Consider the following 22,496-nt stretch of genomic DNA (forward strand, 5'->3'; position numbering starts at 1 on the left):
AAAAAATCACGCAATAGTAACTGCGAGCTTTACTGTGCTAATTTCCATATACTACTAAATACTAGTTTAAAACTACTCATCAACCAAGTCTTTTGTCATTTTAAAGTTTGTAAGTTCTGTGCCATGTCTGACTACTTTCTGTTCGCTGATAACTTTAAAACCAATGCGTTCAAAAAAACCTCTAGCAGTTAAACTAACGTCTGATATCAGTTTGACTTGCTTTTGTAGTCTTGCTTCCGTTTCAATTTTTGAGTAGAGTTTATGCGCAATTCCCTGACGTTGATAATCTTTGTGGATATACAGGAGATCAATATAATTATGCTGATCAAGTGAACAAAAACCAATTATCTTCTCGTTGTCTTGTGCCACAATAAAAAATTGTTTAGTTAAGATTTCAATCCATCTCTGATTATTTGCAGCAGCCGAACACCACGCTTTAATTTGCTCGCTGTTATAATCTCTCTTACAGATATTCTCGATAGTAGATACAAACAATTGTTGTACTTCCATAAGATCGCCAAGGTTACCTTTTCTAATAATCATTATTTTAAAAAAAAATAAAAACTTTTAAATTACGAATTCAAATTGAAACGCGATTATTATATGGTGGATTGGTCTCAGTGCAAAGGGCATTCAATTCGAAACTGAAACCATCTGGAGCCCAACTGATAATGTCAATGCTGGTTTCTACGCCATTTCATATCACCGAATTGTATTAACAACATATGTAGTCCTGTACCTGTTAAAAGGCCAATAATAGAAAATCCAGTCAGTTTTCGTTGGAACACTTGGGTTGGCAATCCCAGATGATTTATTGGATCGATGTAAAAGCTTACGTTAATCCCAACAGCTGCTATTATTAAAATACTGTTCGATAGAACTCTAAGATAATTCACCTCCCGGTTTTCTTTTAAAGAATAGCTAACAAGCATAAGAATAAGTCCACTAAACAAAATATAGATATGATTTGCCCTAAGCATCATTCGTACTAGGGTATGCCCTGATTCTATTAAAAAGAAGTTGTTTTTCATTAACAAACCTGTTAAAGAAAAATGAATAATAGCTAGCATCCCTAAAAAAAATATGACACTTTTAAATTTCATCGCTTATAGAAGATATAGTCAGTTACAATTGGTTCAAGTCCGAATTGCACAAATTCAGTAGCAATTTGCCCTCGGTGATAGGTTGAATGATTGATTACATGGAAAAAAATATCTCGAATTGTGCCTTGAAATTTTTGACCTTTTGTATTTGAGTATTCGATTACGGTATTTAAATCAAGCGTATCTAGTATTGCCAGCGAATGTTCATAATTTCTAATATCAATGCTTTTTAATTCTTGCGCAGAATGCAGTTGCCAGACGCCAAAAGTTTCTTTTTCAAAAGGCTTCACTCTGTTATTCCAAATTTGATGTGCATTAAGAATATGATTATACAGATTCACTGCCTTGGCAGACGTTTTGCCTTGTTGTTCGGTAAAAAACACCTCCATTTTTTGATTGAAGTGATGATTGTATTCAAATAATTCTTTAAAAAAAATTTTCATTTCTATGCTTTTTTTTATTACTTATTTCAGTAATCTTACTGTTAATATTGATAGTCTGTCTATTGTTTTTTCTGATAAGTATAAGATATATTATTATGAATTTGTATGCATACTTAAATAAAATGACTTGCCCCCAAAGAGCTTTAAACAATATTTTTTGAATGCTTTTGTAGGTTGCGCATTTCCATTAAAAAAGTACTTACTAACTTTAGACATGCATCACATATTTCATCTTCTTTTAAATTATTAAAAAAACTCAAATTCTTTGGCATAGTTAACCTGACCTGCTGTATTTTTTAAAGCATTAGACTCTAATTCAAGGGCCATAAAGCGGTTAGTTGATACAGAGTAAGGCGATTGAATATTCCATTGACTAGCCGGAACAAAACCAAACTTTGGATAGTAATGTTCATGCCCTAACACAATAACAGATTTGTATCGTAACTCTCTTGCTCTGTCAAGACCACCCCAAATTAATTGTCCGCCAATTCCCTTATTCTGATTTTCGGGGCTAACTGACAAGGGTGCTAGCGCTAAACTCTCTATTTCATTTTTATCAGGTTTAATAATCTTAATTCTTGTAAATAGAATATGACCAATGACTCTGCCATCCAATGTCGAAACTAGAGAAAGTTCAGGAATAAATGCCTCACTAGATCGCAATAATTTAACAAGGTTAGCCTCATTATTTTGTCTAAAAGCAGATTGAATAATTCTGTCAACTTCTTTGAAGTCACTTTCCGTTTCTTGCCTTATTACTATTTTCTCTTCCATTTATTTTATCTGAGTAAAATGCCATTTTTTTGGTCAATCAAGAAAATTGCCGATTTGTTTGCCAATGAGAACGGTCCATTTCATACATTACCAATTTATCATGGTTGAACTTTCACTAATCTTGCTTAAGCGCGTCAACAGGATTGGATATGGAAGCTTTCCAGGCAACCAGCATCACTGTACATGCTGCAATGAATAATGAGAGAGACACTGCCATGATAAAAGTAGTTATTGAAATAGGAATACGGAAAGCATACTGATCAAGCCATTGATTCATTAGCCAATAAGCGCCAGGAATTCCAAGCATCACACCTACACCAGCCAGGGCAATAAAATCGCGTGTTGTTAAAAATACAAGCTGAGAACTTTTAGCACCTAGCACTTTTCGGATACCAATTTCTTTTACACGCTGAACAATACTGAAGGAAGCTAAGCCAAATAAACCCAGTGCAGAAATAAGCATGGCCAGTACTGAAAATACCTGCGTCAACAGGCTGAGCTTCTGCTCAGTCTGGTACTGCTGCGCCACATCTTCGTCCAGAAAGGTATATTGGAAAGGCCAGTTAGGTACTAGTTCATTCCAACGTTTTTCAACTAAGGCAATAGTCTCATGCAAATTAGCCTCTTTTTCCATCCTTACAGCAATTCTTCCTTTTTCATAAACATCTGTTCGTTTGCTGGGTGGAAAAAAAATAAAGGGAGCGACAGGTGTAGTTAAATGTCTGAAATTAAAATCCTTGACTATACCGATAACTTTGCCGGGGTTATCCTGATTGCCAAATAATTTTCCTATGGCTTCTTCGGGTTTCCAGTCTAGTCGCTTAATAGCAGTCTCGTTTAATACGTAGTTGAGACTATCGCTTTGGAAATCTTCATTAAAAAAACGTCCGGCCACAAGCTGTAAGTCTGCGAGCTTTATGAAATGACTATCTGTGTGGAAGCGCGTTACAGAAAAATCGCGTTCAGGCGGTGCGCCTTCATACCAGGGCACACGCCATCCCTGCACATTATTAAAAGACTCTGACATTTTAGAAGCTTCCACAATGTTTGGTAGTAAAGCTATTGCATCGCGGAGACGATCAACACCCACTGAGTCAGCAGGGAGTTCAATAGTAATTATATTGTCTTTGGTGTAACCAAGATCTTTAGTGAGCATAAAATTCAGTTGTCCATTCACAATGAACGTGCCGCTGAGTACTACAAAGCCTATTGCAAATTGGACAATTACCAAGGCCTTCCTAAGACGGATTGAACTGACTTGTTTGGAAAATTTTCCTTTTAATACTAAGGCTGGATTATGTTTAGATAAAAAGAAGGCCGGATACAAGCCTGCCAGCATCCCTAACATAAGAATGAAAATGAAAAGTATAAGCAGGTTAGGGAGCGTTGCTACCGCTGAGAAGGTAAAGTTGGCACCAATTAGTTCATTAAACTCATTCAGTAAAGCATAGGCTGAAATTACCGCCAGTACACCGGATAACATGACGGTCGATACTGATTCAGTAAGAAACTGAGCAATCAGACTGCTTCTTGTTCCGCCAAGTACTTTACGCATGCCTACCTCTCTGGCACGTTGCAGCGAGCGTGCAGTGGCAAGGTTCATAAAATTAATGGCTGCTATCAAGATGATCACTATTCCGATAATAGCGAAAGTGTATGTAACTGACTTATTGCCATTGTTTTCACCAGGGTAATTTGATTCAAGGTGAATGTCTTGTACAGCTTGCAATTTCAACTGGTAATCTGCATTGTACTGTTCACGAGTATAACCAGTTACCTGAAAAAATAAGTCTTTTAACACCGCATCATTTTTAGGTAAGTCTGCACCTTCTTTTAAACGGACATAGGTTAAGCAAGGATAAAGCCAGTCCCAATTGGCATGAGACTGATCTGTCATTAACCTATTGCTAATGGCTGAGACGAAAAGAGCTGGGCGAATATGAGAGTTAACAGGGAAATCTGAAAAAACACCAGTTACTTTTAAATCAATGCTGTTGTTATAGCGAATTGTTCTATTAATCACGTTTTCACTGTCTGGAAAATATTTTTTGGCCAGTGATGCACTGAGTATAACAGTTTGTGCATGTGTGAGTGCTTCTTTTGGACTCCCTTCAATGAGTGTAATTCCAAAGACATCCAGTACTGAACTGTCTGCATAGTACGCCTGTGTTTCCCGGAAGTCATCCTCCTCGCGTGGACTAAAATAAGGATAAGGTGGTTCCATCCATAATAGCCTCGTTACAGCCTCGACATCAGCAAAACGTTCCTGAAGAACTCCTGCAAGTGGGAGAGGAGAGTGATGTGTTTGGTAAGATCCTAACTTGGTAGGTATTCGATAGAGCCTGGCAGCATGTTCAAAATGCTTATCGTAACTATATTCATTTGCAAGGAAGAGCGCAATTAATATAACCGAAGTGAGCGCAACGGCAAGCCCGACAATATTAATCAGAGAATATATTTTGCCACCCACAAGATTTCTGAGTGCAAGTATGAAATAATTTTTAAGCATAGAAAAATTCCTTTAGCAATGTTTGCTACTCACGTGTTTATTCCGACTAAGGTTGTTAACTAAATGTTAACGGAGTGGTTATTACTTACAAATAATACTAAAGTACTAGTTCAATATACTTTTAAGCATCACTCAATAATAATGGGGTGTCTGCAAAAGAAAGTATGGTAACGCTTAAATAGCACCAGAGAGCTATATTCATACTTATTTGTAAGAATTACTTTTGCCTCATGAAAACGACAAAATATATTCATATTATTTTTCTGCTCTTCTGTAGCCTTTCTTTTTACAGTTATGGCACGGCCATGATGGATTATTTTTTAGTATATCCATCACGATTTCTGGTAGGTGAGAAGGAATTTATAGCATACCATGAGTTGTTAGAAGCGACTATTTGGCCCATCAGTGTGATTCCTTTTTTATTGATCATTGTTTTAAACGGTTTTCTGCTATGGAAGGGCGCCAATAGTGACTTTCGAAAAATGCTGGCTATATCTTTGGTGCTATTAGTGCTTGATTTTATGTCGACTGTATTGATGCAAGCTCCCTGGAACTACCAACTTGCCCATGGTAAGGATTTGGTGTTGATGCAAAAAATAACAGATACCAATTGGATCAGGGTATTTCTGGAAACAGCACAGGTAATGGTAGTGTTCCGTATGCTGTTGAGAACCACTGCAAGTCAATAAAATGTAGTGATGAAATTATTAAACCTGTATTACATTATCTTATTGGCTTTAATGTCGAGCGCGTGTTCGACAATAGCTAATGAAAAGAGGATGGTCAAAACAGAAATATATTTTGGTCTATCTAACAAATCAGGCCCTGTATCAGATTCAGCCTGGCATAGCTTTCGGAAGAATATTAGCAAAAGTCTTCATGGATATACTGAAATACGAGCAGATGGATATTGGACTGATCTGAGCGGTAATCCGGTTATTGAAGAGACGGCTATTGTTATCTACATGCATGAGTCCTCTGCGATTGAAAATGCTAAAATTGATTCACTCATTCACCAATATAAAAAGATATTCAATCAAGAGTCAGTCCTCAAAACTGACCAAGAAGTAAAAATATCTTTTTTTATGGATTATGATTGACTTAGTTCACTCCTTCCTGGCTATACAGCAAATTCCAAAGAGGCCAGCTCAAGACTGGAACTAACGTTTCTTTTCTTAAACAGTGCTTGTTTGTGATTTTTAACTGTATAAACACTGACATGAAGAATATCGGCTATTTCTTTATTAGTGAAACCCTTCTTGATAAGATTGATAATTTCCTCTTGTCGAGGGGTAATGTCATTTTGTTGTAACAGTGGATTATAGGAAGTTAATTTTGTGAATCCACTCCTGTTTTTTTTGAGCACTTCAACTTTAACATTATGTGTTCTTTGCTCTTTACTTACATCATGCAAAACGGCCATATAAATGTATTTGCCTGACTGACTTTGTAAACCGATTTTCTCATCGCAAATCTGAACGTAATGACCGTCACTATTTTTAATCCGGTAGTTGATCAAAAGTCGATACTGTGTGGGGTCGTATGGTTCAAGTTTCTCTACATAAGAGAGGCATCGCATAAAACCATCGATATCTTCAGGGTGTATAAGTGCAACAAAATCAGCTATGGTTTTGTTTTTCATATCTTTAACGGAGTAACCCAAAACTGTCTGACATGATTCACTTACATAAGAAAATGTGGGATGAGAGACAGGGCATAACATAAAAAGTTTTTGAGGAAAAAGTTGTTCTGCAAAACGAATGCCTGCAATCACAGATGATTCAACCGATTCCGCTTCAAAATTTTGAAATTGAACGGAATGCTGCCAAGGGTTATTTTTTACGTACAGAGGGATGGGCTTATTTCTTTCCAGGTTCATTAAATCTAATGTTTAAATCAATACTTTTTTACAGGTTCAATTTTGCAGCCACGTGTGGTTGTGCAAAAAATGAAAATAGCATTTTAAATACTTACTCTAATAACGGACTTTAAGGCTTCAATCGCTTTAAAATCAGGTCAGCAATCAGTGAACATGAAGAAATTTTGAGGTGAACGAATGGTGAACAAATTTGGAGAAAGTCGATTTACTACCCCATTAGTGGGGGGATTTGATTATCGTGGAATCTATTTACTACTATTTAATGGGTGTATGTGTTAGAAGACAGGCTTCCAAGAAAAGACACCAGAAAGTAAAAGCATTATGAACATTAGAATTCCTGCAGCCTATAAAGGCAGGTCAGATATTCGATTAGCATCAAAAATATAGGCTGCAGGACTGACGAAATCGGGACTAATAGCCCAATTTATTTCTTGACTGTAAATCTGGAGCTGCTTGGCCGTCCATTTTCAGTATAGATAGTAAAAATATATACCCCGTTATCCAGACTCCTTATATCAATACCTTCAGGCGTATAGTTGCCAAATGTTATTTTACGCCCATTCAAGTCACTGATTACAAAAGTGGTCTTGCTATTACCTTTATGATCAACATAAAGTTTGAAACTTGTAGGAGAGGGATAGGCATAGTTTTTATCCATATCCTCTGTTAAATCAGTTATTAGGTCAGGATCTCCGCAATCTGCTCCGGTACCAATTATACCTGAGGCCGGAGGGACTATTACAGTTTCGCACCCTTGGGCAAATTCATCTGCTCCAATATCAAAGGGCTGTGCTCTGTCACCGCGATCGTAATCTATGGTGTTTGCAGCAATCGTCTGGCCATTTCCAACTGCCGGGCTATTGGCTGGCAAATGGTAATTGGCATCCAGTAAGGGATTTGAGGCTAAACTTTGTGCATCAAAGCCAGTGTCTGTCTTCCATTGCGTGAAATTTTTGTTGCCGGTTCCGTTCAGACTAAAACCCGGGGCACCACTTGCACGATGATATAAGTTATTGTTAATAGTAATCGATCCTGATAAGCTGTTTACTGTGCCTACTTTTCTGCCTTCAATAACAGGGCGAGTAGAATTCATCACTACGATGTTGTTGACAATGAATGGATTTACAACAGGAGTAGGGGTCCCGTTGCCATCATCGTCCAGGGGTTCAAAGTGTATCCCCCCGCGAGAATCCTTAGCTACATTGACAAAGGTGTTGTTGTATACTTTTGAATTGAAGGATGCAAATAATCCAATACCCGGGCCGCTTGTATTGACAATAATGTTATTACGCACTACACCATCAATATTTCCATAATATTCAGGATTAGTATCCGCATCATTATCAAGCCGATAAAATTCTTCATCTGTAAAAAAGCCCAACAGAACACCGGCATTACCTGTATTCATAATCAGGTTTCTTTCAATCAAACAATTTCTTCCACCGCCCTTAACATAAACACCTGTCGTTCCTGTATCGTGTATGTAGCTTTCACGCAACACAAAACCATCGCCATTTACATTATCAATTCCTTCGGCATTCGAATTGTCACGTTGGCCTGAATTGTATATTTCGCATTGCTCAATGGTGATGTTATTGGCGCCAGGTACTATTTTAATACAATCCCTGCCACTGTCATGTATTTTACAGTTTTGAACCAAAGCATCACCTTTCTCAAATTTTACTGCATAATAGAAACCACCAATTACATTCAGGTTAATAAGTTTACCACCCTTTTCCTGAAACCAAATGGTTTGATCGGGACTTCCATTAGTATTGTTTGTTGAGATAGTAGCATTTTCACCTTCAAATGAACGTATGGTTATATTTTCATCCTGAACCCTTAACGACTCGTTATAAATACCTGCTCTTAAAACTACTTCAGCACCAGCATTAGACAGCGTTAATGCCCGTCCAATAGTTTTTAAAGGAGATTGTTCCGTACCATTGTTAGCATCATTACCAGCAGGAGATACATAATAAACCTGTTGTGCAAGTACTTGAGAAGTTACAAAAAATAAAATAATGTAAAGGTGTTTCATGAGCTAAAGGTTAGTGTGCGCAATTTTCACTTTTCTCGCTAGCTCGTCAATAGTACCAAAGTATTGGTTTGCACGGCTAACACATTCAACGAGTGTAACTCTTTTATTCACATTGCTTCGTTAGATTATCCTACTGACTTATTGAAATTTGCAACACACAACGGCTAGCCTGTAGGCTTTCCGGAAAGTTTTTTCTTTGGGAAATGGGACAGACAGAATTAGTTAAGCTTTATAGCATACAACAGAAATTAATGAAGTTTACAGAGTTGTATTATAAAGACAAGAAAGTGGTCAGAAAAAATGATGTGGAACGACTTCACACCATCCTTCGCACAGCCGAAGCACTTTTTCCGGATTGTATTGTTTTATTGCATAGCGATTTGTCGGAGCGGGTATATGTATCCAGTAACGTAACACAGGAGCTTAATTATAAACCAAAAGAGGTAATCAGTTTTACTGATATGGAGTTTATCGGGCGTATACATCCGGAAGATGTCATGCCAGTTCGGAAGGCGATGGAACAAGTATATCAACTCACGCAAAAACCAGGGTATGTACATGAGGCCATACGCTATCAAATAAACCTACGCTATCAGATGAATGGTACAGACTATGCCCACATTACTTATGAGGCAATTACTATTCAGCATGACGGCTACTTTGCAGATTTAGCCATGATTAAAAACATCAGCGCAGAAAAGCCTTTTCATCATGTTGAATTGTTGGTATCTAAACAAAAAGATAGAGGTTTTATCAAAGTGCAGCATTATATACCCGAACAAAAAGGTAATGCCATTACACCACGTGAAAAAGACATAATAGGTTTATTGGCCAGGGGATTCTCTAATGAAAAGATTGCAGAAACACTGGATATTAGTGTAAGTACAGTAAAGAATCACCGGAACAAATTATTTAGGAAATTAAAGGTTAAGAACAGCCTTCAACTACTGAACTATGCCCACAAACATGATTTGGCTTAAAAGGAATTCTCTATTAAGAAAACAACAGAGCTTATTGTATACCACTGATCTCAATTCATAGGAAATAATGCCAAATAAGAACGAAAAATTTGTTTTCTAAATTTTGCGCGAAGCTAAAAAAAATCATAACTCTTATTAATGCTTTCTCCAGATAAATCCGTCAAGCACATAATGTGTCAGCTGTGGCAAGGCTAGCAGGGGCACAAGCACCGCCAAGAGGAGCGGGCTTTCTATAGCCGGCAAAGCGTTAAAGAAAGGGAATACAGCTTCATGGTCTTTCCAAACTAATCCGTCCCATAGCCCTTCTTCAAGGTAGGCAAGGACTAATACCGTAAGTATAAAAATGGAAACACTCTTCCAGGGAAGTGTATTGCTGCGCACAGACTTTTTAGTGCTGAAAAAATAAACCAGCGCCATGTAGGGAATGCCATGGGCAATAACATTAAATAAAGTAAAAATCAAATCGCCCTTGAAAGTGATAATGCCCAGGTACCAGGACAAACAAGTGCCAATGATGAGTAAATTCCTGGGAAGGTTAATACTTCTAGCTTGCTTAATCGATATGATCTCTTTGACTACATAGACCACGATGATAAGCCAATAGGCATAAGCGGCTATGTCGGCAAGCTGTGTTGAAATATGGATGAAGTCCCCTTCAACAAACCAATGCAAATTATTGTTAAGGTTGGCATGCCAGTAAATCAGGGGATAGATTGTTGCACTGTAAATAGTAAGGCTGTCAATGAAACGCGAAAGGCGATTAAACTTTTCTTTTCTGGAATACAAGCGCATGAAACCATATTGCTGGCGTACAAAATGAAATACCGCTACATAAGCAAGAACGCGCCAGAAAAGCATTCCGTCAATCAGGTGGAGTATAAAGCCTGCCATGAAGGCGACCAGGGGAATGATGATTAACAAGGACTTATGCTTAGTAAAGGTGTCGCTTTCCCAATAAAAACGAAACAAGGTACTGTACACATGGGCCACATCAATGCTCAACACCAATACAACCCACCAAAAAATGTTTACCTCTGTTTGTCTGCTGAAATAATCCTGAAATATGATAATCAACAACAAGGGTATAAAAGCAGGCAGTAAGATAAAAAGCAAATCTTTCTTTTTACTTTCCAGCCAGGGTTGATGTTGCAATAGATCTCTCATCATAACAAAATTTCTTTGGCTGCCCTTACACCATGAAAAAATGCTTCTTCAAAAATAGAGATACCACTCAGGTCGGAATGTGCAAAAAATATTTTGTTATCGATGCTGCGCGTGGCTTCTTGCCTTGCTTGTCCACTCATAAAACCCACTGAAGGCCTGATCATACCATGTCCCCAGACCCAGATGTCTAAAGACTCCAGTTGTTTTTCTATTTCCGGATGTGGATGCTGCAAATCCTTCAGGATGTGATCGTACCATTGCTGATAGGTCCTGGTATAAGCAACTTGTCTTTCCTGTTGTATATTATCACCTAACATAGGCTGATAAAAACTGATTACACGTTTATAGCTGTGCATGGCAACATCCTGGTGGTTAGCATTAACATAGCCGAGTGATGAACTGCCATAGATGACATTATCCCACGAAAGTTGTTCGCCTCTGCGGTTGTTCAGTTCACCTTTAACGGTAAGTGCGCCAACCATCCAGGGAGCATATTGAAAAGCTGTATAATCCAAAGGCCTGTGTATGTCCCGCGCCAAGATGCGCTGGTTGATAAACTGTGGTGTGGCCACAAGAACTTTTCTGGCGAGTATTCGTTTGCTTACCTCTTGCTGCGCATCCAGGTAATCTACCTGCACACCCTCGTTGCTGATGGTGATGTTATACACCAGGCTATTGCTGATGATGCTTTGCTCAGCATAGCTTTTGAGTTGTTTCACCAACCAATCATTGCCTTCCGGCCAGGTGAGTACTGCATCTGCTTCTGCGTTAGCGCCTATACCTTTATGACTCGCAAAATAATGTATGCCCGCCCATGCTGAAGTATTGTGAATAGAAGCACCAAAATCATCGGCACAGCAATAACCTACATACCAACGCAAATAAGGTGACTGTAATTGATGCTCTTTTAAAAATTGGGCAAAGCTGATGGTATCCAGTTTCAAAATTTCCGGATCGTTTGAACAGGCTGCCAGGGGAATACAAAAGGCTTCCTTGCCATCTGCACCGACAAGGTTTTTATACTTGTCCATCAGTTCGTGAAAGCGTTTTATCTCATCTGCATCCGCAGCGGGTACTCCCTGATGCGGTACGAGTCCTTCTTGCCATTGATTGTGAATGAACAACCTTTCTTTTGGATCAAAACATAAGTAGTAGTCGTTGAACACAGGCTTCTGCTGTTCGTAGCCAACAATTACTTTACACTCTTCCAGAAATTGAAGCAGCTCCTGATCGTGCTTTCCAGGCACTGTCAAATAATGTGCACCCAACGGATAGGCAGAAACTGAATTAACACCTGAAGAAGCATTTCCACCTACACGCTGCTCAAGTTCCAACAAAGTATACCTAATACCTTGTTTGGCTAAGTACCGTGCGGCAGACAAGGCAGCCACGCCACCCCCAACAATCACGACATCTTGTTGTTGTATGTCAATGGGTAAAGAAAAATTAGCCTGGCGTAATTTGTGACCTAAGGCCTGATTAGGACCAGAGAGTACTCCACTGATACTCCGTTTTGGTGTACAGGAAGTAAGCACCGAACCAAAAGTGGCTGCACCGATCAAGCCTATGCCTTGCGCAATAAATTCTCTTCGCTTTATCATTGTGTATACTGCGCCCACTCTTTTTCAAAAGTCTGCACCAAACGCTGATCATTCAAATGATTGACCGGTACTGGCACTTTATTCATATCCGGAGGAAAATAGGTTAACTGTTTAAATGTTTCTGCATCAATAAAAGAAAGCGCAGGTAAAGTAGTGCTGATGTTTTTCCCAATCGCCTGATGTGCTACCAGTATAAAACCCCATTCACCAAAAGAGGGTAAATAACAATGGTAGGGGAGTGTGGAGAAACCCACATGTGTTAAGGTTTCGTTTACGATCCAAAACGATTTTCTGGCAAAGAAAGGGGAGGTAGATTGCACTACGGCATAACCTTTGGGCTTTAGTATTTTTTTTAGTTCCTTATAAAAAGAAACGCTGTATAATTTACCGAGGGAGTAATTGGAGGGATCCGGAAAATCGATGATGATAAAATCATATTGTGTCTGCTGTTCTTTTATCCAACGAAAGGCGTCTTCATTGATTACTTTTACTTTTTCCGATAATAATGAGGAGTGATTAAGTTTGGTTAACAAAGAATGAGATTTAAATAAGTCAACCACTACTGGATCCAGATCAACCAGGGTAATGTGTTCTACACTTTCATATTTTAAAACTTCTCTGATGGCTAAACCATCCCCACCGCCTAATATTAAAATATTTTTTGGTTGATCAAGCATACTCATGCCCGGGTGAACGAGGGCTTCGTGGTAACGGTATTCATCTTTAGAACTGAACTGAAGATTGCCATTGAGAAACAAACGAACGTCCTCATTATTTTTAGTGACTACTATGCGTTGATAAGGACTTGATTTAGTGTAAATGATTTTATCACTATAGGCGAGTGATTCTGATAGCTGAACAAGTTTTTCGGAATAGATAATTCCTAAAATAAGTAAGGCAATGGCCATTAAACCTTGTATTAACACAAACCTTGCACCGGCTATTTCAGTCTTGAATTTGTAACAAACTAAAATGGCTACGAGCACATTAAAAAGTCCGAAGAAAAGTGAGGTTTTAATAATGCCGAGATAGGGGATGAGCAGTATGGGGAAAATCAGCGAGGCCAGCAGTGCACCAATGTAATCGAAAGTGAAAATTTTAGAAACAAGGTCCGAAAACTCCAGGCGGTCTTTAAGGATGCGCATGAGTAGGGGCAATTCAAGACCTACTAATATGCCCGTTAAGCTTACTAAAAAATAAAGAACCAAACGGAAGTAAGCGACCTGCTCGAAGAGTAAATACAAGATGGTAGAGCTAAAGCCACCAAAGATGCCTACGAGTATTTCAATCTGCACAAACCACCTTACCAGGTTTGTATTAAAGAAACGGGAAAAATAAGAGCCTATACCCATGGCAAATAGGTAAGTGCCTATAATGGTAGAGAATTGTGTTACCGAGTCGCCCAGGAGATAACTGGCCAGGGTACCGGCTACCAACTCATAAATAAGACCACAGGTTGCTACCACAAAAACGGATAGCAACATCAATAACTGAAAACTCTTCTTCTGATTATGCGACTGCACGCTATTCTTACAATTAACTATGAATAGCAGAGCTGATGATAATGGCCAGTGCAATCATGAAAGCTGCAGCGACAATGGCAAGTGCCAGGTTTTGCTTTTCAAGAATTTCTTTCCAAAGATCTTCGGGAGTAATCTTTTCCCAAATCCAAAAGCTTATACCTAAAATCACAATACCTACTACTGAGTAAACCAGCGAGGCTAATACATATTTCCATTCCATATCAGTATAATTAGTTGTTTAATAGTTGCTCATATTTGTTTATCTCTTTTGCTAAAATCTAATGGCCGCTTGTTTTTACATTCATGCAATTAAATAAAGTAGCCTTTATCTTATTTATGCAAGTAACGGTAACGATAAGTGCCATCACTATTTTTTTCAGCTTTTTCAGTATTGGTAGCACCAATCCATTTCCAGCCTATAGTACCTGAGTAGGCATAAAAGCCAAGTACCAGGGTGGCAAAAGCGATGAAGTAGCGCAAGGCATAAAGGTCTTTCTTATTCATATACATTATTCGTCATAAGGTGAATAGTCGCTATCGCTCCAGCGTGAGGATTCGATGTGGTGATGCCTGATAAAATAGAAGACAGGAAAAATACTCAATACAAGTAAGGTGATCCAGAAATTACTCATGTTGGACACATCACGGATTAAGGTAATGGTAAACTCTTTGTTGGAGAAAGAAAACTCAGGGTAGATGTTCAGGTGATAGCGGCCTGCTGGAATTCTGGATAAAAAAGCAGAACCTTTCTTCGATCCTTCCGACCAGGACTCACCACCATCATTACCGGAATAGTATTCTATTTCTTTAGAGAACTCGTATTCTGAATTATCGTTTTCATTTACCAACACAAAATTGCCGAAGAACCAATCATTATACAGGGGCGCGTACAAATCCATCACCAGACTTTTAGATTCTCCTTCCAGTTCGAAGGAGGGAGTCACAAACATTTTCTGTCCTTCCTTAAGAGAATTGCCATAAAACTTTTGCTCGAATACAATCTTATCCTGACTACTGGCATGCAGGTAGATTTGTATAGCAAACAAGGCTGCCCCCAACAAAAAGCAAAGCAACATCAAACTTTCTTTACTGAAGGCTGAGATAAAGGGCTGGGTGTAACCGCGACCTTCCTTGGGTGGGAGTGTGTTTGTATTCAGACCGAAAGCACTGGCCACTTCTGTATTGGGCATGTAAACACCTTCGTACCAACGGTAACTTTCGCTGTCCGATTCAAGACTCAGTAAGTAGGGTGGAGCAATGTATTCTTCGACTAGGGTTCTTCCCGTACCGGTAAAAATATCAAAGCAAAACTCCCCTTTGGCAAAAACCACTTCAGCCTTATATTTTTGAAATAAGTGGAAGCCATTTCCATTATAATTGAAACTCAGTCCTCTTTTTTCTCCTTTAGGATCATCCTTGAGGGGCTTCACAAAATTCCAATGTCCTTCACTTTCAGATAGAAAGGCTAAACCTTTTACAGGATTAAATAAAGTGTACTCGCGCCACTTAAAGCGATACTTACGCACGTACTTTACCACAAAGCCCATCACTTCATAGGTGGTACCCTCTACTTTTCCTTTACTGCCAATAGGCAGCACAGGCACTGTGGTGTCGTTGAATTTAACATCTACTTCCGTCCAGTTACCTCTGGTAAAATAGGTGGAGCAATGCTGACAAGTCATGGCGAGGGTAAGGGCCTTGCCTCTCACAACATTGTCTTTTTTACAATGTGGACATACAGAGGTGATCAGACTTTTACCAGACATGCGTTGTATTGATATTTTTAAGTTGCAAAGATTCTACTGGCACCCATTCGCCTGCTAGAAATTTTACCCTGTCTTTTTGCGCTGAGAAATGGATAAAGGCCGCGATGATAGGACCTTTTTTGCCTTGTGCGACAAAAAAGCGATTGCCGTAACTCCAGGTGTTTATTTCACCGCTGAAGGAGAGTATCTCACAGAAATCCACTTCATCAATGGTAACAGAAGTCTTATCAGAAACCTGAAAAGATGTGTTGGCCCTGATCTTTTTTACAAGCTCAAGTTGATCGATCTCAAAGAAAGTATCGGTGCATATGGCGTAGAAACCTAGGGATTCCACCAGCCAGGCATACTTCATATCAATCGGAAACCACAGGCACCAATAGTTTTTATATTCCTTGCGCATTTGCATGCGCACACGGCCGACTACTTCAAAACCTTTTTTGTTGTGCGTGCCTGTAGCGCCTATCTGGATAATGCTCCAGTCATCGGGCATAGCCATTTTCGGAATGTCTAAACTTGTTTCGTTGGCCAGCACTGCACCACAGGCTGTACAAGTAACAATAACAGAACGCAAGCCCTTGGTTTTAGCAGCCAGGTTACAATCCGGACAAGTAAATAAATGATACTGATTCACGCTTAACGATTAAGAATGTTTTCCTGAAGGGGAGTAGCTTGAAAAAATAGAAGCGTGTTGTTGTATAAGGCCCTGGTGATTCCGCTGTTGTCTTTCATGTGGTTCGAGAGGAATACATCGAAAGTCAGGTAGTTGCGTTCAGGCCAGGTATGAATAGACAAATGTGATTCGGCCAGGCAGACAACTGCAGTAAAGCCACCGTTTGGAAAGTTGTGGTAAACTTCACCGATTTTAGTCAAGCCATACTTTTTTATTTCTTGATTGATGAAGTGTTGAAATGACTCGTAGTGCTTGAGTAAGTCTTGCCTATGGGTATGGAGATTGGCTATGCAGTGCAAACCCGATAGGGTATCAGGTATCAGGCTTTGTGGTATAGCCTCAGCAGAGGTTAGGTTCATTAATACGAGTTAGGGTGTTACAAAAGCAATTATACCATAGGCTAAAGACATTTCAAAACACCTGATTGCAAGTGTAAAGTGAATTTACATACAATGGGACTAAGTATCTCACAATATGGCAATTAACTTTCTTTTTTTGTATGTGTCTACTCTAAATGCGTCTATTACTCTATCCGCATTTAATGCTGTTCTAAACAGTGATTTAATGACAAAAAATCCAGACTCTATGTTAAATGCATGATGACCCTAAACAGTGAGTAGGGACTTACCCTTTCTTACTCAACTTTTTGTATTCTGACATAATAACTTACGTTAGTTTTTGAAGTTATTTTCAACATGTAAACTCCAGCGGGAAGAGAAGCAAGGTCTATTTTGTTTGATCCTTTAGTAAGAAGCTTACTATTCAGAACAACACCAGATATGTTTAATAGTGTAGCCTCTGTATTATTTTCGCTTGTTTCTATATTTAGTTCACTTGAAGCTGGATTCGGGAACACCTGAAACGGATTTAGTCTTTGCTCAATATCCGTTATCATCATTATATTAAATTGGCGGTTTACCGATTCCGCTGGAAGAAAATTTTCATCCCCTTGTTGTATTGCAGACATTTCGGCATCACCAATATCTATTAACTGTACAACGTCACCCTCAATTTGGATGAGTGGAGAAGTGGTCAGAAAGGTTACTGGCAAACCAGATGATGCTGTTGCCGTTGCAATAAACGAACGATCGGACAGGAGTCTGTCAGGCACTTCGGGGAAGGATATCACCTGTGATGCCTTATTCACTGTCAGAGACCCAGCTCTGTATTCGAACGTATAGTTGTTATCAAATCCATTGCTGCAGGTAATATCGTACGATCCTGCATTACTATATACAGTTGCTGATGTTGATATAATTGGATACTCATCCAGATTTGAGCCATCATCGTTACCTACAAAGCCTTCAATAGAAAAAGATAAGTCAGGATTAGGTTGTCCGTAAGTCTTAGAGGCATGGTTAGCAGTCACTGTCAATAATGCTTTTTGTATTGTTAACGTGGCTGCTCCCAGCTCAAATTCATAGTTATTATCGAGGCCACCGTTTCCTGAAATCAGGTATTCACCAGCATCGCTAAGCACATCAGCTGACGTAGAGAAGGCTGGAAGCACTTCTAGATCGTCTATATCATCACTACCAACAAAGCCTTCAACGGAGAATGATAAATCAGGATTAGGTTGTCCGTAAGTCTTAATGGCATAGTTAGCAGTTACTGTCAGTAACGCTTTTTGTATTGTCAACTTGGCTCTTCCCAACTCAAATTCATAGTTATTATCGAGGCCACCATTACCTGAAATCAGGTATTCACCAGCACCGCTAAGCACATCAGCTGACGTAGAGAAGGCTGGAAGCAAATCTATTTCGTCTATATTATCATTACCAACAAAGCCTTCAACGGAGAATGATAAATCGGGATTAGGTTGTCCGTAAGTCTTAGTGGCATGGTTAGCAGTTACCGTCAGTAACGCCTTTTGTATTGTCAACGTGGCTGTTTCCAGCTCAAATTCATAGTTATTATCGAGGCCATCATTACCCGAAATTAGGTATTCACCTGCATCACTAAGAGCGTCAGCTGACGTAGAGAAGACTGGAGGTGAGTCTACGTCATTTATATCATCATCATTTAAAAATCCAGTGATTGTGTAGGTATAATCAGGATTTACATCTCCATACAATTTAGTTTGGTTGTTAGGTGTAAACTGAAGAGGGGCCTTATTTATTTGGAGTTTTCCAATTTCAAAAACAAAGTTATAGCGGTCATCAAGTCCTCCCTCAAATGTAATATCGTAGGTGCCCACATTAGTAAATTTCTCTGCTGAAGTGCTTATAACGGGGAGTTCATCAAGGTCGGATTCTGTATCGCCATTTACAAATCCGGTTATGGAACGGGAAAAGGTGGGATTATCTTCTCCATAAACTTTAAGGTTGTCGTTAGCAAGAACCAAGAGATCCGCCTTCGACACGATGACGGGAACAATCATTAATGTGGCTGGAAGGAACTCTTCATTTCCTGGTTGAGAAACTGACAATAAAGTTTCTCCGACATTTTTCAACTTTACAAATTCATTTTCAATACCAGCAATGTTTTCGTCATCTATCTTGTAATCAACAGGCAGTGAAGCGCTGCTTATGCCTGAAAAAGGTATTGTTGAACCATATTTACCACTCAAGGCCCCTTGGCTAACCTGTATCGTCTGAAGCTTGCGATGTTCAGTTTGTATAATTCGAGAAACACCACAATCGGGATAGGAAATATCGCCAGCAATCAATATTTCGTTTCTTGTCGAGGAAATAAAAGCAAATTTAACCGCTGGAATTAGATCATTGGGTTCTGTATACACCAGATTACCTTGTGGAGAAAGTTTCACAAGCAGTCTTCTCTTCACAATATAAATATAATCATTATCGTCCAGGCAAAAAGTTGAATTGGTACCTGTTAGATTCTGAGCCGCAACTTTTTCAAAGAGTAAACTACCATTGAAGTCTATTTTTCGTACAACTATTGAGGATTCTTTCCCATAAAGCATTAACAGATTGTCTTTACTATCTACCGCGTGGGAATAAGGAGCTACTGTTTCCGATAGCTTGTGCGACCATACCACATTGCCTGTTGAATTAATTTTTTTTACAAAGGTTTTATTAAGATAGTTTATTCCAAAAACATAAATATATCCGTTCTTAATAGACATAGTAATTCGAAAATCAGTATCGCTATAGGTACGCTCATCTAGTAGGCGACTGTAGATAAGGTTTCCATTGGCATTATACTTGGTAATAGTAAGCTGATCACCTTGGGGAAGCAATTCGGAGGCAATCACAACCATATTACCATCCACATCCATCATTGCATCGTGAACAAACGCAGACTTTCCAGTCGGAAATTCACGTAACCAAATGCTAACTCCGGTTGAACTTAATTTTTCAATAGTGTAGGTACTTCGCGTGTTGACAAAATAGACTGCATCATCTGTACCAACCTTGACTACGGCTGCTCCTATAGGTCCGGTATCGTCACTAGAGTAGCTACGCACTCTTTTCTCAAATAGTAAAACACCAGTACTGCTTATTTTTATTAACCTATTGTAAAGGAATGATGAATACAGGGTGGCCCAAACATTTCCATGGCTGTCAACATCAATATCTTTCACCACATCAGTACCGTTGGAACCATCACTGGTGTTATATTGCCATTGCCAAATGATTGCCTTTGTATTTCGGTCTAATTTGTAAATAAGCGCACTTGAAGGATCAAATTTTGATTGTCCACCGACATAGATAAATTCACCTATTTCTTTGATAAGTTTAGCCCTGACATCTGTAATGAGGCAAGTTGTGGTTGCAAGATCGTCAATGACAACTGCATAGGTTTTAGTGTTCTTGCATTCACCATTGTCACCCGTAAACGAGATATTGTATGTACCCGGATTTTCAAACTGGTGGAGCTGCTCTATAGATGCTCCACTTCCAGACGTTCCATCATTATAGTTCCATGTATAAGATGTGGCATTGACTGAATTATTTTTGATTTGAAGTTCTTGACCAATTGCTTTTAAATCAACCTGAACTTCAGGTAGGTTAAAATTCACAGTCATCGTAATTGAATCTGATCGTGAAGAACAACCATTTACGATATAGTCGTACCAATATTGGCCTGCCGTACCTGCTGAGATGGAAGTTGTAACAGATCCATTGGACCAGTTAGCGGATGGTGTGTTAGCAGAAAGTGTCACAATCTCTCCATCGCAAATGTCGGGTGAGCCAGATAAGCTTATCAAAGGCTTATCCTTTATGCTCAGAGCGAAAGATTGAACATTATTGGAAGGATTTAGATCAGGCATTCCATTCACGTACTGCAACGCAATGTTTATTTTGTAAAATCTATCGGTAAAATAATGTTCGGCACCATTGACTATTTCGGATTCATTACTCGACAGGTTACCAGTCCAGTTTGTGATATATTCCTTTTCTGCAACATGGGTAATAATGGTGGCCGAAGTCAATGGAACTGTTCCAGAATTCTTTAACAATACCTGAACAGGATGCCAGCCATAGCAATAAGTTTCATGATTGAGGGGAGGAACACTTATAGCCGCATCAACAGCAGTAGGGGATAATCCTTCAAATTCAGAGGCACCTATATCAGGGCTTGATGAGCGACTTATGCCATCAATATCCTGGGTGATACCAGCAATCTGTATGCCTCCATTTTGTAATCCATCAACATTGATTACTCTCAAATTGTCGTGAGAAACAAAATCGGGTATAAGGCTGACAGAGTGCAAATCATAACCGTATTGCTTCCAGATTTGAAGCGAAGCAACGTTTGTTGATCTTGCGCTAACCAAGTTGGCTCCTTTTGTATAGAGGTTATTGTAATCCGATGTCCATGGTGCCGTGCTGCTTGTGTGATACTGCTTCAATGCGTATCCACCAGAATAGTTTACCAAAATATTGTTTCGTAAATCAAACCGCTGGGATTGGTCAATGTAGATTGCTGCACTTTGAGGAAAAGTCTCGGATGAACCATATCCCAATGCAACAGTATTGAACACAAAATTTACATTTGTGCTTCCGTAAAATCTTACAGCTGACTGCAGTGTGGCACTTTTGCGAACATTAAAAATGTTATTGGCAATTGTTAAGAATTCCGTAGGAACTTTTACCGAGACCGATTGAAGGGATAAGGCAAAACAATTTTTACAATTACGCAGTATAACTTCATTGTTGGCAACGACAGTGTTTTCGGAAGAATTTGCCAAGTAGATGGCTGCACCTGCATCCTCAATGTCTAGAAGCACATAATTATTGGTGACAAGGCTGTTTGGCGTGTCTTGCAATGCGAATGCGAACTTACTATTATGTACAATGTTTCCATCAATAGTAATATGGCTAACAGAAGAGGTACTGATCGCACTTGATCCGAAACTGAAGATACAATTTGTAACATTTATAAACTGACTAGGAGAGGCGGGCAGGCCAGCGTTATGTATTGATAACTGAGGATTCGAATACACAGGAAGAGAAGTGAATACAGAGTTGGAGAATTCAATATAACTGGAGTTCTTAACCCTAACATTTTGTCCTGTGCTGTTGTTAGTAAAAAAGGTGAGGTGCTGGAATTTCAGGTGCGCTGAAGACTGAATGTCAAGCATTGTACTGGATCCGGTATTAGATGTTATCTTAACTTTTGAAGCTGAAAGACTTTCTGAGACAAAGGTTATTGTGTTTGTTTGAGAGGCACCTAGAATAACCGGAATGAGTAGATTGCCCTGGTAAACACCATCTTTGATACTGAAGATAACAGGACCACACACACCATGCTCTACCAATGCCTGAATTGCCAATTTAACAGTTTCATAATTACTATTGGCACCAACAGAATATGTACCGTTTAAACATTGGGCTTTGGATGAAGAGAGGGCCGTGCCTATCAAGAATAGGCATAAAGCTGCTACAACAAAAAATTTTCTCATGAATAGGGCAAAAACATCCAAAGATACTGATCTGGAAGAATAAATTAATAGGGCTTGTAGATTGAATGAAGAATCTTAAATGTTAGGGTGCTTATCGATTATGTAAAGAACTATGGGATTACGCGTAAACAGTAAGCAGAAATGTTAAGGCTTTATTAGAAAATGCCTTTT

At 39.1% G+C, this 22,496-nt stretch carries 19 protein-coding genes; 3 read left to right on the forward strand and 16 right to left on the reverse strand.

All coding sequences use genetic code 11. The features are described 5' to 3' along the window. Nucleotides 1-72 precede the first annotated feature (72 nt). From ACO1XM_RS03800 to ACO1XM_RS03820, 5 genes are all read right to left on the reverse strand, one after another. The gene (locus ACO1XM_RS03800) at nucleotides 73-543 is read right to left on the reverse strand and encodes a GNAT family N-acetyltransferase (RefSeq protein ID WP_486225984.1); all 471 of its coding nucleotides are present in this window, start codon (nucleotides 541-543) and stop codon (nucleotides 73-75) included. Between the two features lie 131 nt (nucleotides 544-674). Beyond that, on the reverse strand, nucleotides 675-1,103 hold the full coding sequence (locus ACO1XM_RS03805; RefSeq protein ID WP_486225986.1) for a hypothetical protein: 429 nt from the start codon (nucleotides 1,101-1,103) through the stop codon (nucleotides 675-677). Continuing rightward, on the reverse strand, nucleotides 1,100-1,546 hold the full coding sequence (locus ACO1XM_RS03810; protein WP_486225988.1) for a DinB family protein: 447 nt from the start codon (nucleotides 1,544-1,546) through the stop codon (nucleotides 1,100-1,102). The genes ACO1XM_RS03805 and ACO1XM_RS03810 overlap by 4 nt, the downstream gene beginning before the upstream one ends. Before the next feature lie 246 nt (nucleotides 1,547-1,792). Then, nucleotides 1,793-2,320 carry a GNAT family N-acetyltransferase gene (locus tag ACO1XM_RS03815; RefSeq protein WP_486225990.1) on the reverse strand — a complete coding sequence of 176 codons (528 nt, stop codon included), beginning with the start codon at nucleotides 2,318-2,320 and terminating at the stop codon, nucleotides 1,793-1,795. Nucleotides 2,321-2,435: 115 nt separating this feature from the next. Further along, complete coding sequence (locus ACO1XM_RS03820; protein ID WP_486225992.1) at nucleotides 2,436-4,829, reverse strand: ABC transporter permease; 2,394 nt, start codon at nucleotides 4,827-4,829, stop codon at nucleotides 2,436-2,438. A gap of 230 nt (nucleotides 4,830-5,059) precedes the next feature. Here ACO1XM_RS03820 and ACO1XM_RS03825 point away from each other — a divergent pair, with 230 nt between their 5' ends. Beyond that, nucleotides 5,060-5,518 (forward strand): hypothetical protein, encoded by a 459-nt coding sequence (locus ACO1XM_RS03825; RefSeq protein WP_486225994.1) that lies wholly within the window; start codon nucleotides 5,060-5,062, stop codon nucleotides 5,516-5,518. Between the two features lie 9 nt (nucleotides 5,519-5,527). Beyond that, nucleotides 5,528-5,929, forward strand: a complete 402-nt coding sequence (locus tag ACO1XM_RS03830) for a DUF3574 domain-containing protein (protein WP_486225996.1) — start codon at nucleotides 5,528-5,530, stop codon at nucleotides 5,927-5,929. A gap of 20 nt (nucleotides 5,930-5,949) precedes the next feature. On the opposite strand, the gene ACO1XM_RS03835 is transcribed toward ACO1XM_RS03830, so the two are convergent. Together ACO1XM_RS03835 and ACO1XM_RS03840 are read right to left on the reverse strand one after the other, a co-directional pair. Continuing rightward, on the reverse strand, nucleotides 5,950-6,708 hold the full coding sequence (locus ACO1XM_RS03835) for a LuxR C-terminal-related transcriptional regulator (protein ID WP_486225998.1): 759 nt from the start codon (nucleotides 6,706-6,708) through the stop codon (nucleotides 5,950-5,952). Nucleotides 6,709-7,132: 424 nt separating this feature from the next. Continuing rightward, complete coding sequence (locus ACO1XM_RS03840; RefSeq protein WP_486226000.1) at nucleotides 7,133-8,749, reverse strand: right-handed parallel beta-helix repeat-containing protein; 1,617 nt, start codon at nucleotides 8,747-8,749, stop codon at nucleotides 7,133-7,135. 203 nt (nucleotides 8,750-8,952) lie between these two features. On the opposite strand from ACO1XM_RS03840, the gene ACO1XM_RS03845 reads away from it, so the two are divergent. Beyond that, a complete protein-coding gene (locus ACO1XM_RS03845; protein WP_486226002.1) occupies nucleotides 8,953-9,729 on the forward strand; it encodes a LuxR C-terminal-related transcriptional regulator in 777 nt (258 codons plus the stop codon). A 135-nt stretch (nucleotides 9,730-9,864) separates the two neighbouring features. Here ACO1XM_RS03845 and ACO1XM_RS03850 read toward each other — a convergent pair whose 3' ends face one another. The 9 genes from ACO1XM_RS03850 to ACO1XM_RS03890 all read right to left on the reverse strand — a co-directional run bounded on the left by ACO1XM_RS03850 (nucleotide 9,865) and on the right by ACO1XM_RS03890 (nucleotide 22,325). Next, nucleotides 9,865-10,896: a hypothetical protein gene (locus ACO1XM_RS03850; protein WP_486226003.1), complete on the reverse strand. Its 1,032-nt coding sequence runs from the start codon at nucleotides 10,894-10,896 to the stop codon at nucleotides 9,865-9,867. Beyond that, complete coding sequence (locus tag ACO1XM_RS03855) at nucleotides 10,893-12,494, reverse strand: FAD-dependent oxidoreductase (RefSeq protein ID WP_486226005.1); 1,602 nt, start codon at nucleotides 12,492-12,494, stop codon at nucleotides 10,893-10,895. The genes ACO1XM_RS03850 and ACO1XM_RS03855 overlap by 4 nt, the downstream gene beginning before the upstream one ends. After that, nucleotides 12,491-14,017, reverse strand: a complete 1,527-nt coding sequence (locus ACO1XM_RS03860; protein ID WP_486226007.1) for a polyamine aminopropyltransferase — start codon at nucleotides 14,015-14,017, stop codon at nucleotides 12,491-12,493. The genes ACO1XM_RS03855 and ACO1XM_RS03860 overlap by 4 nt, the downstream gene beginning before the upstream one ends. 13 nt (nucleotides 14,018-14,030) lie before the next feature. Then, the gene (locus ACO1XM_RS03865; RefSeq protein WP_486226009.1) at nucleotides 14,031-14,237 is read right to left on the reverse strand and encodes a DUF350 domain-containing protein; all 207 of its coding nucleotides are present in this window, start codon (nucleotides 14,235-14,237) and stop codon (nucleotides 14,031-14,033) included. Nucleotides 14,238-14,347: 110 nt separating this feature from the next. Further along, nucleotides 14,348-14,521, reverse strand: coding sequence for a hypothetical protein (locus tag ACO1XM_RS03870; RefSeq protein ID WP_486226011.1), 174 nt, complete (start codon nucleotides 14,519-14,521; stop codon nucleotides 14,348-14,350). Nucleotides 14,522-14,526: 5 nt separating this feature from the next. Next, entirely contained in the window at nucleotides 14,527-15,783 is a 1,257-nt protein-coding gene (locus ACO1XM_RS03875) for a DUF4178 domain-containing protein (RefSeq protein ID WP_486226013.1), read from the reverse strand. Continuing rightward, nucleotides 15,773-16,414, reverse strand: a complete 642-nt coding sequence (locus ACO1XM_RS03880) for a hypothetical protein (RefSeq protein ID WP_486226015.1) — start codon at nucleotides 16,412-16,414, stop codon at nucleotides 15,773-15,775. Before ACO1XM_RS03880 ends, ACO1XM_RS03875 begins: the two co-directional genes overlap by 11 nt. 2 nt (nucleotides 16,415-16,416) lie before the next feature. Then, nucleotides 16,417-16,812 (reverse strand): adenosylmethionine decarboxylase, encoded by a 396-nt coding sequence (speD, locus tag ACO1XM_RS03885; RefSeq protein WP_486226017.1) that lies wholly within the window; start codon nucleotides 16,810-16,812, stop codon nucleotides 16,417-16,419. 275 nt (nucleotides 16,813-17,087) lie between these two features. Next, on the reverse strand, nucleotides 17,088-22,325 hold the full coding sequence (locus ACO1XM_RS03890) for an MBG domain-containing protein (protein WP_486226019.1): 5,238 nt from the start codon (nucleotides 22,323-22,325) through the stop codon (nucleotides 17,088-17,090). Between the last annotated feature and the right edge of the window lie 171 nt (nucleotides 22,326-22,496).

It is taken from the genome of Chryseotalea sp., assembly GCF_057350905.1.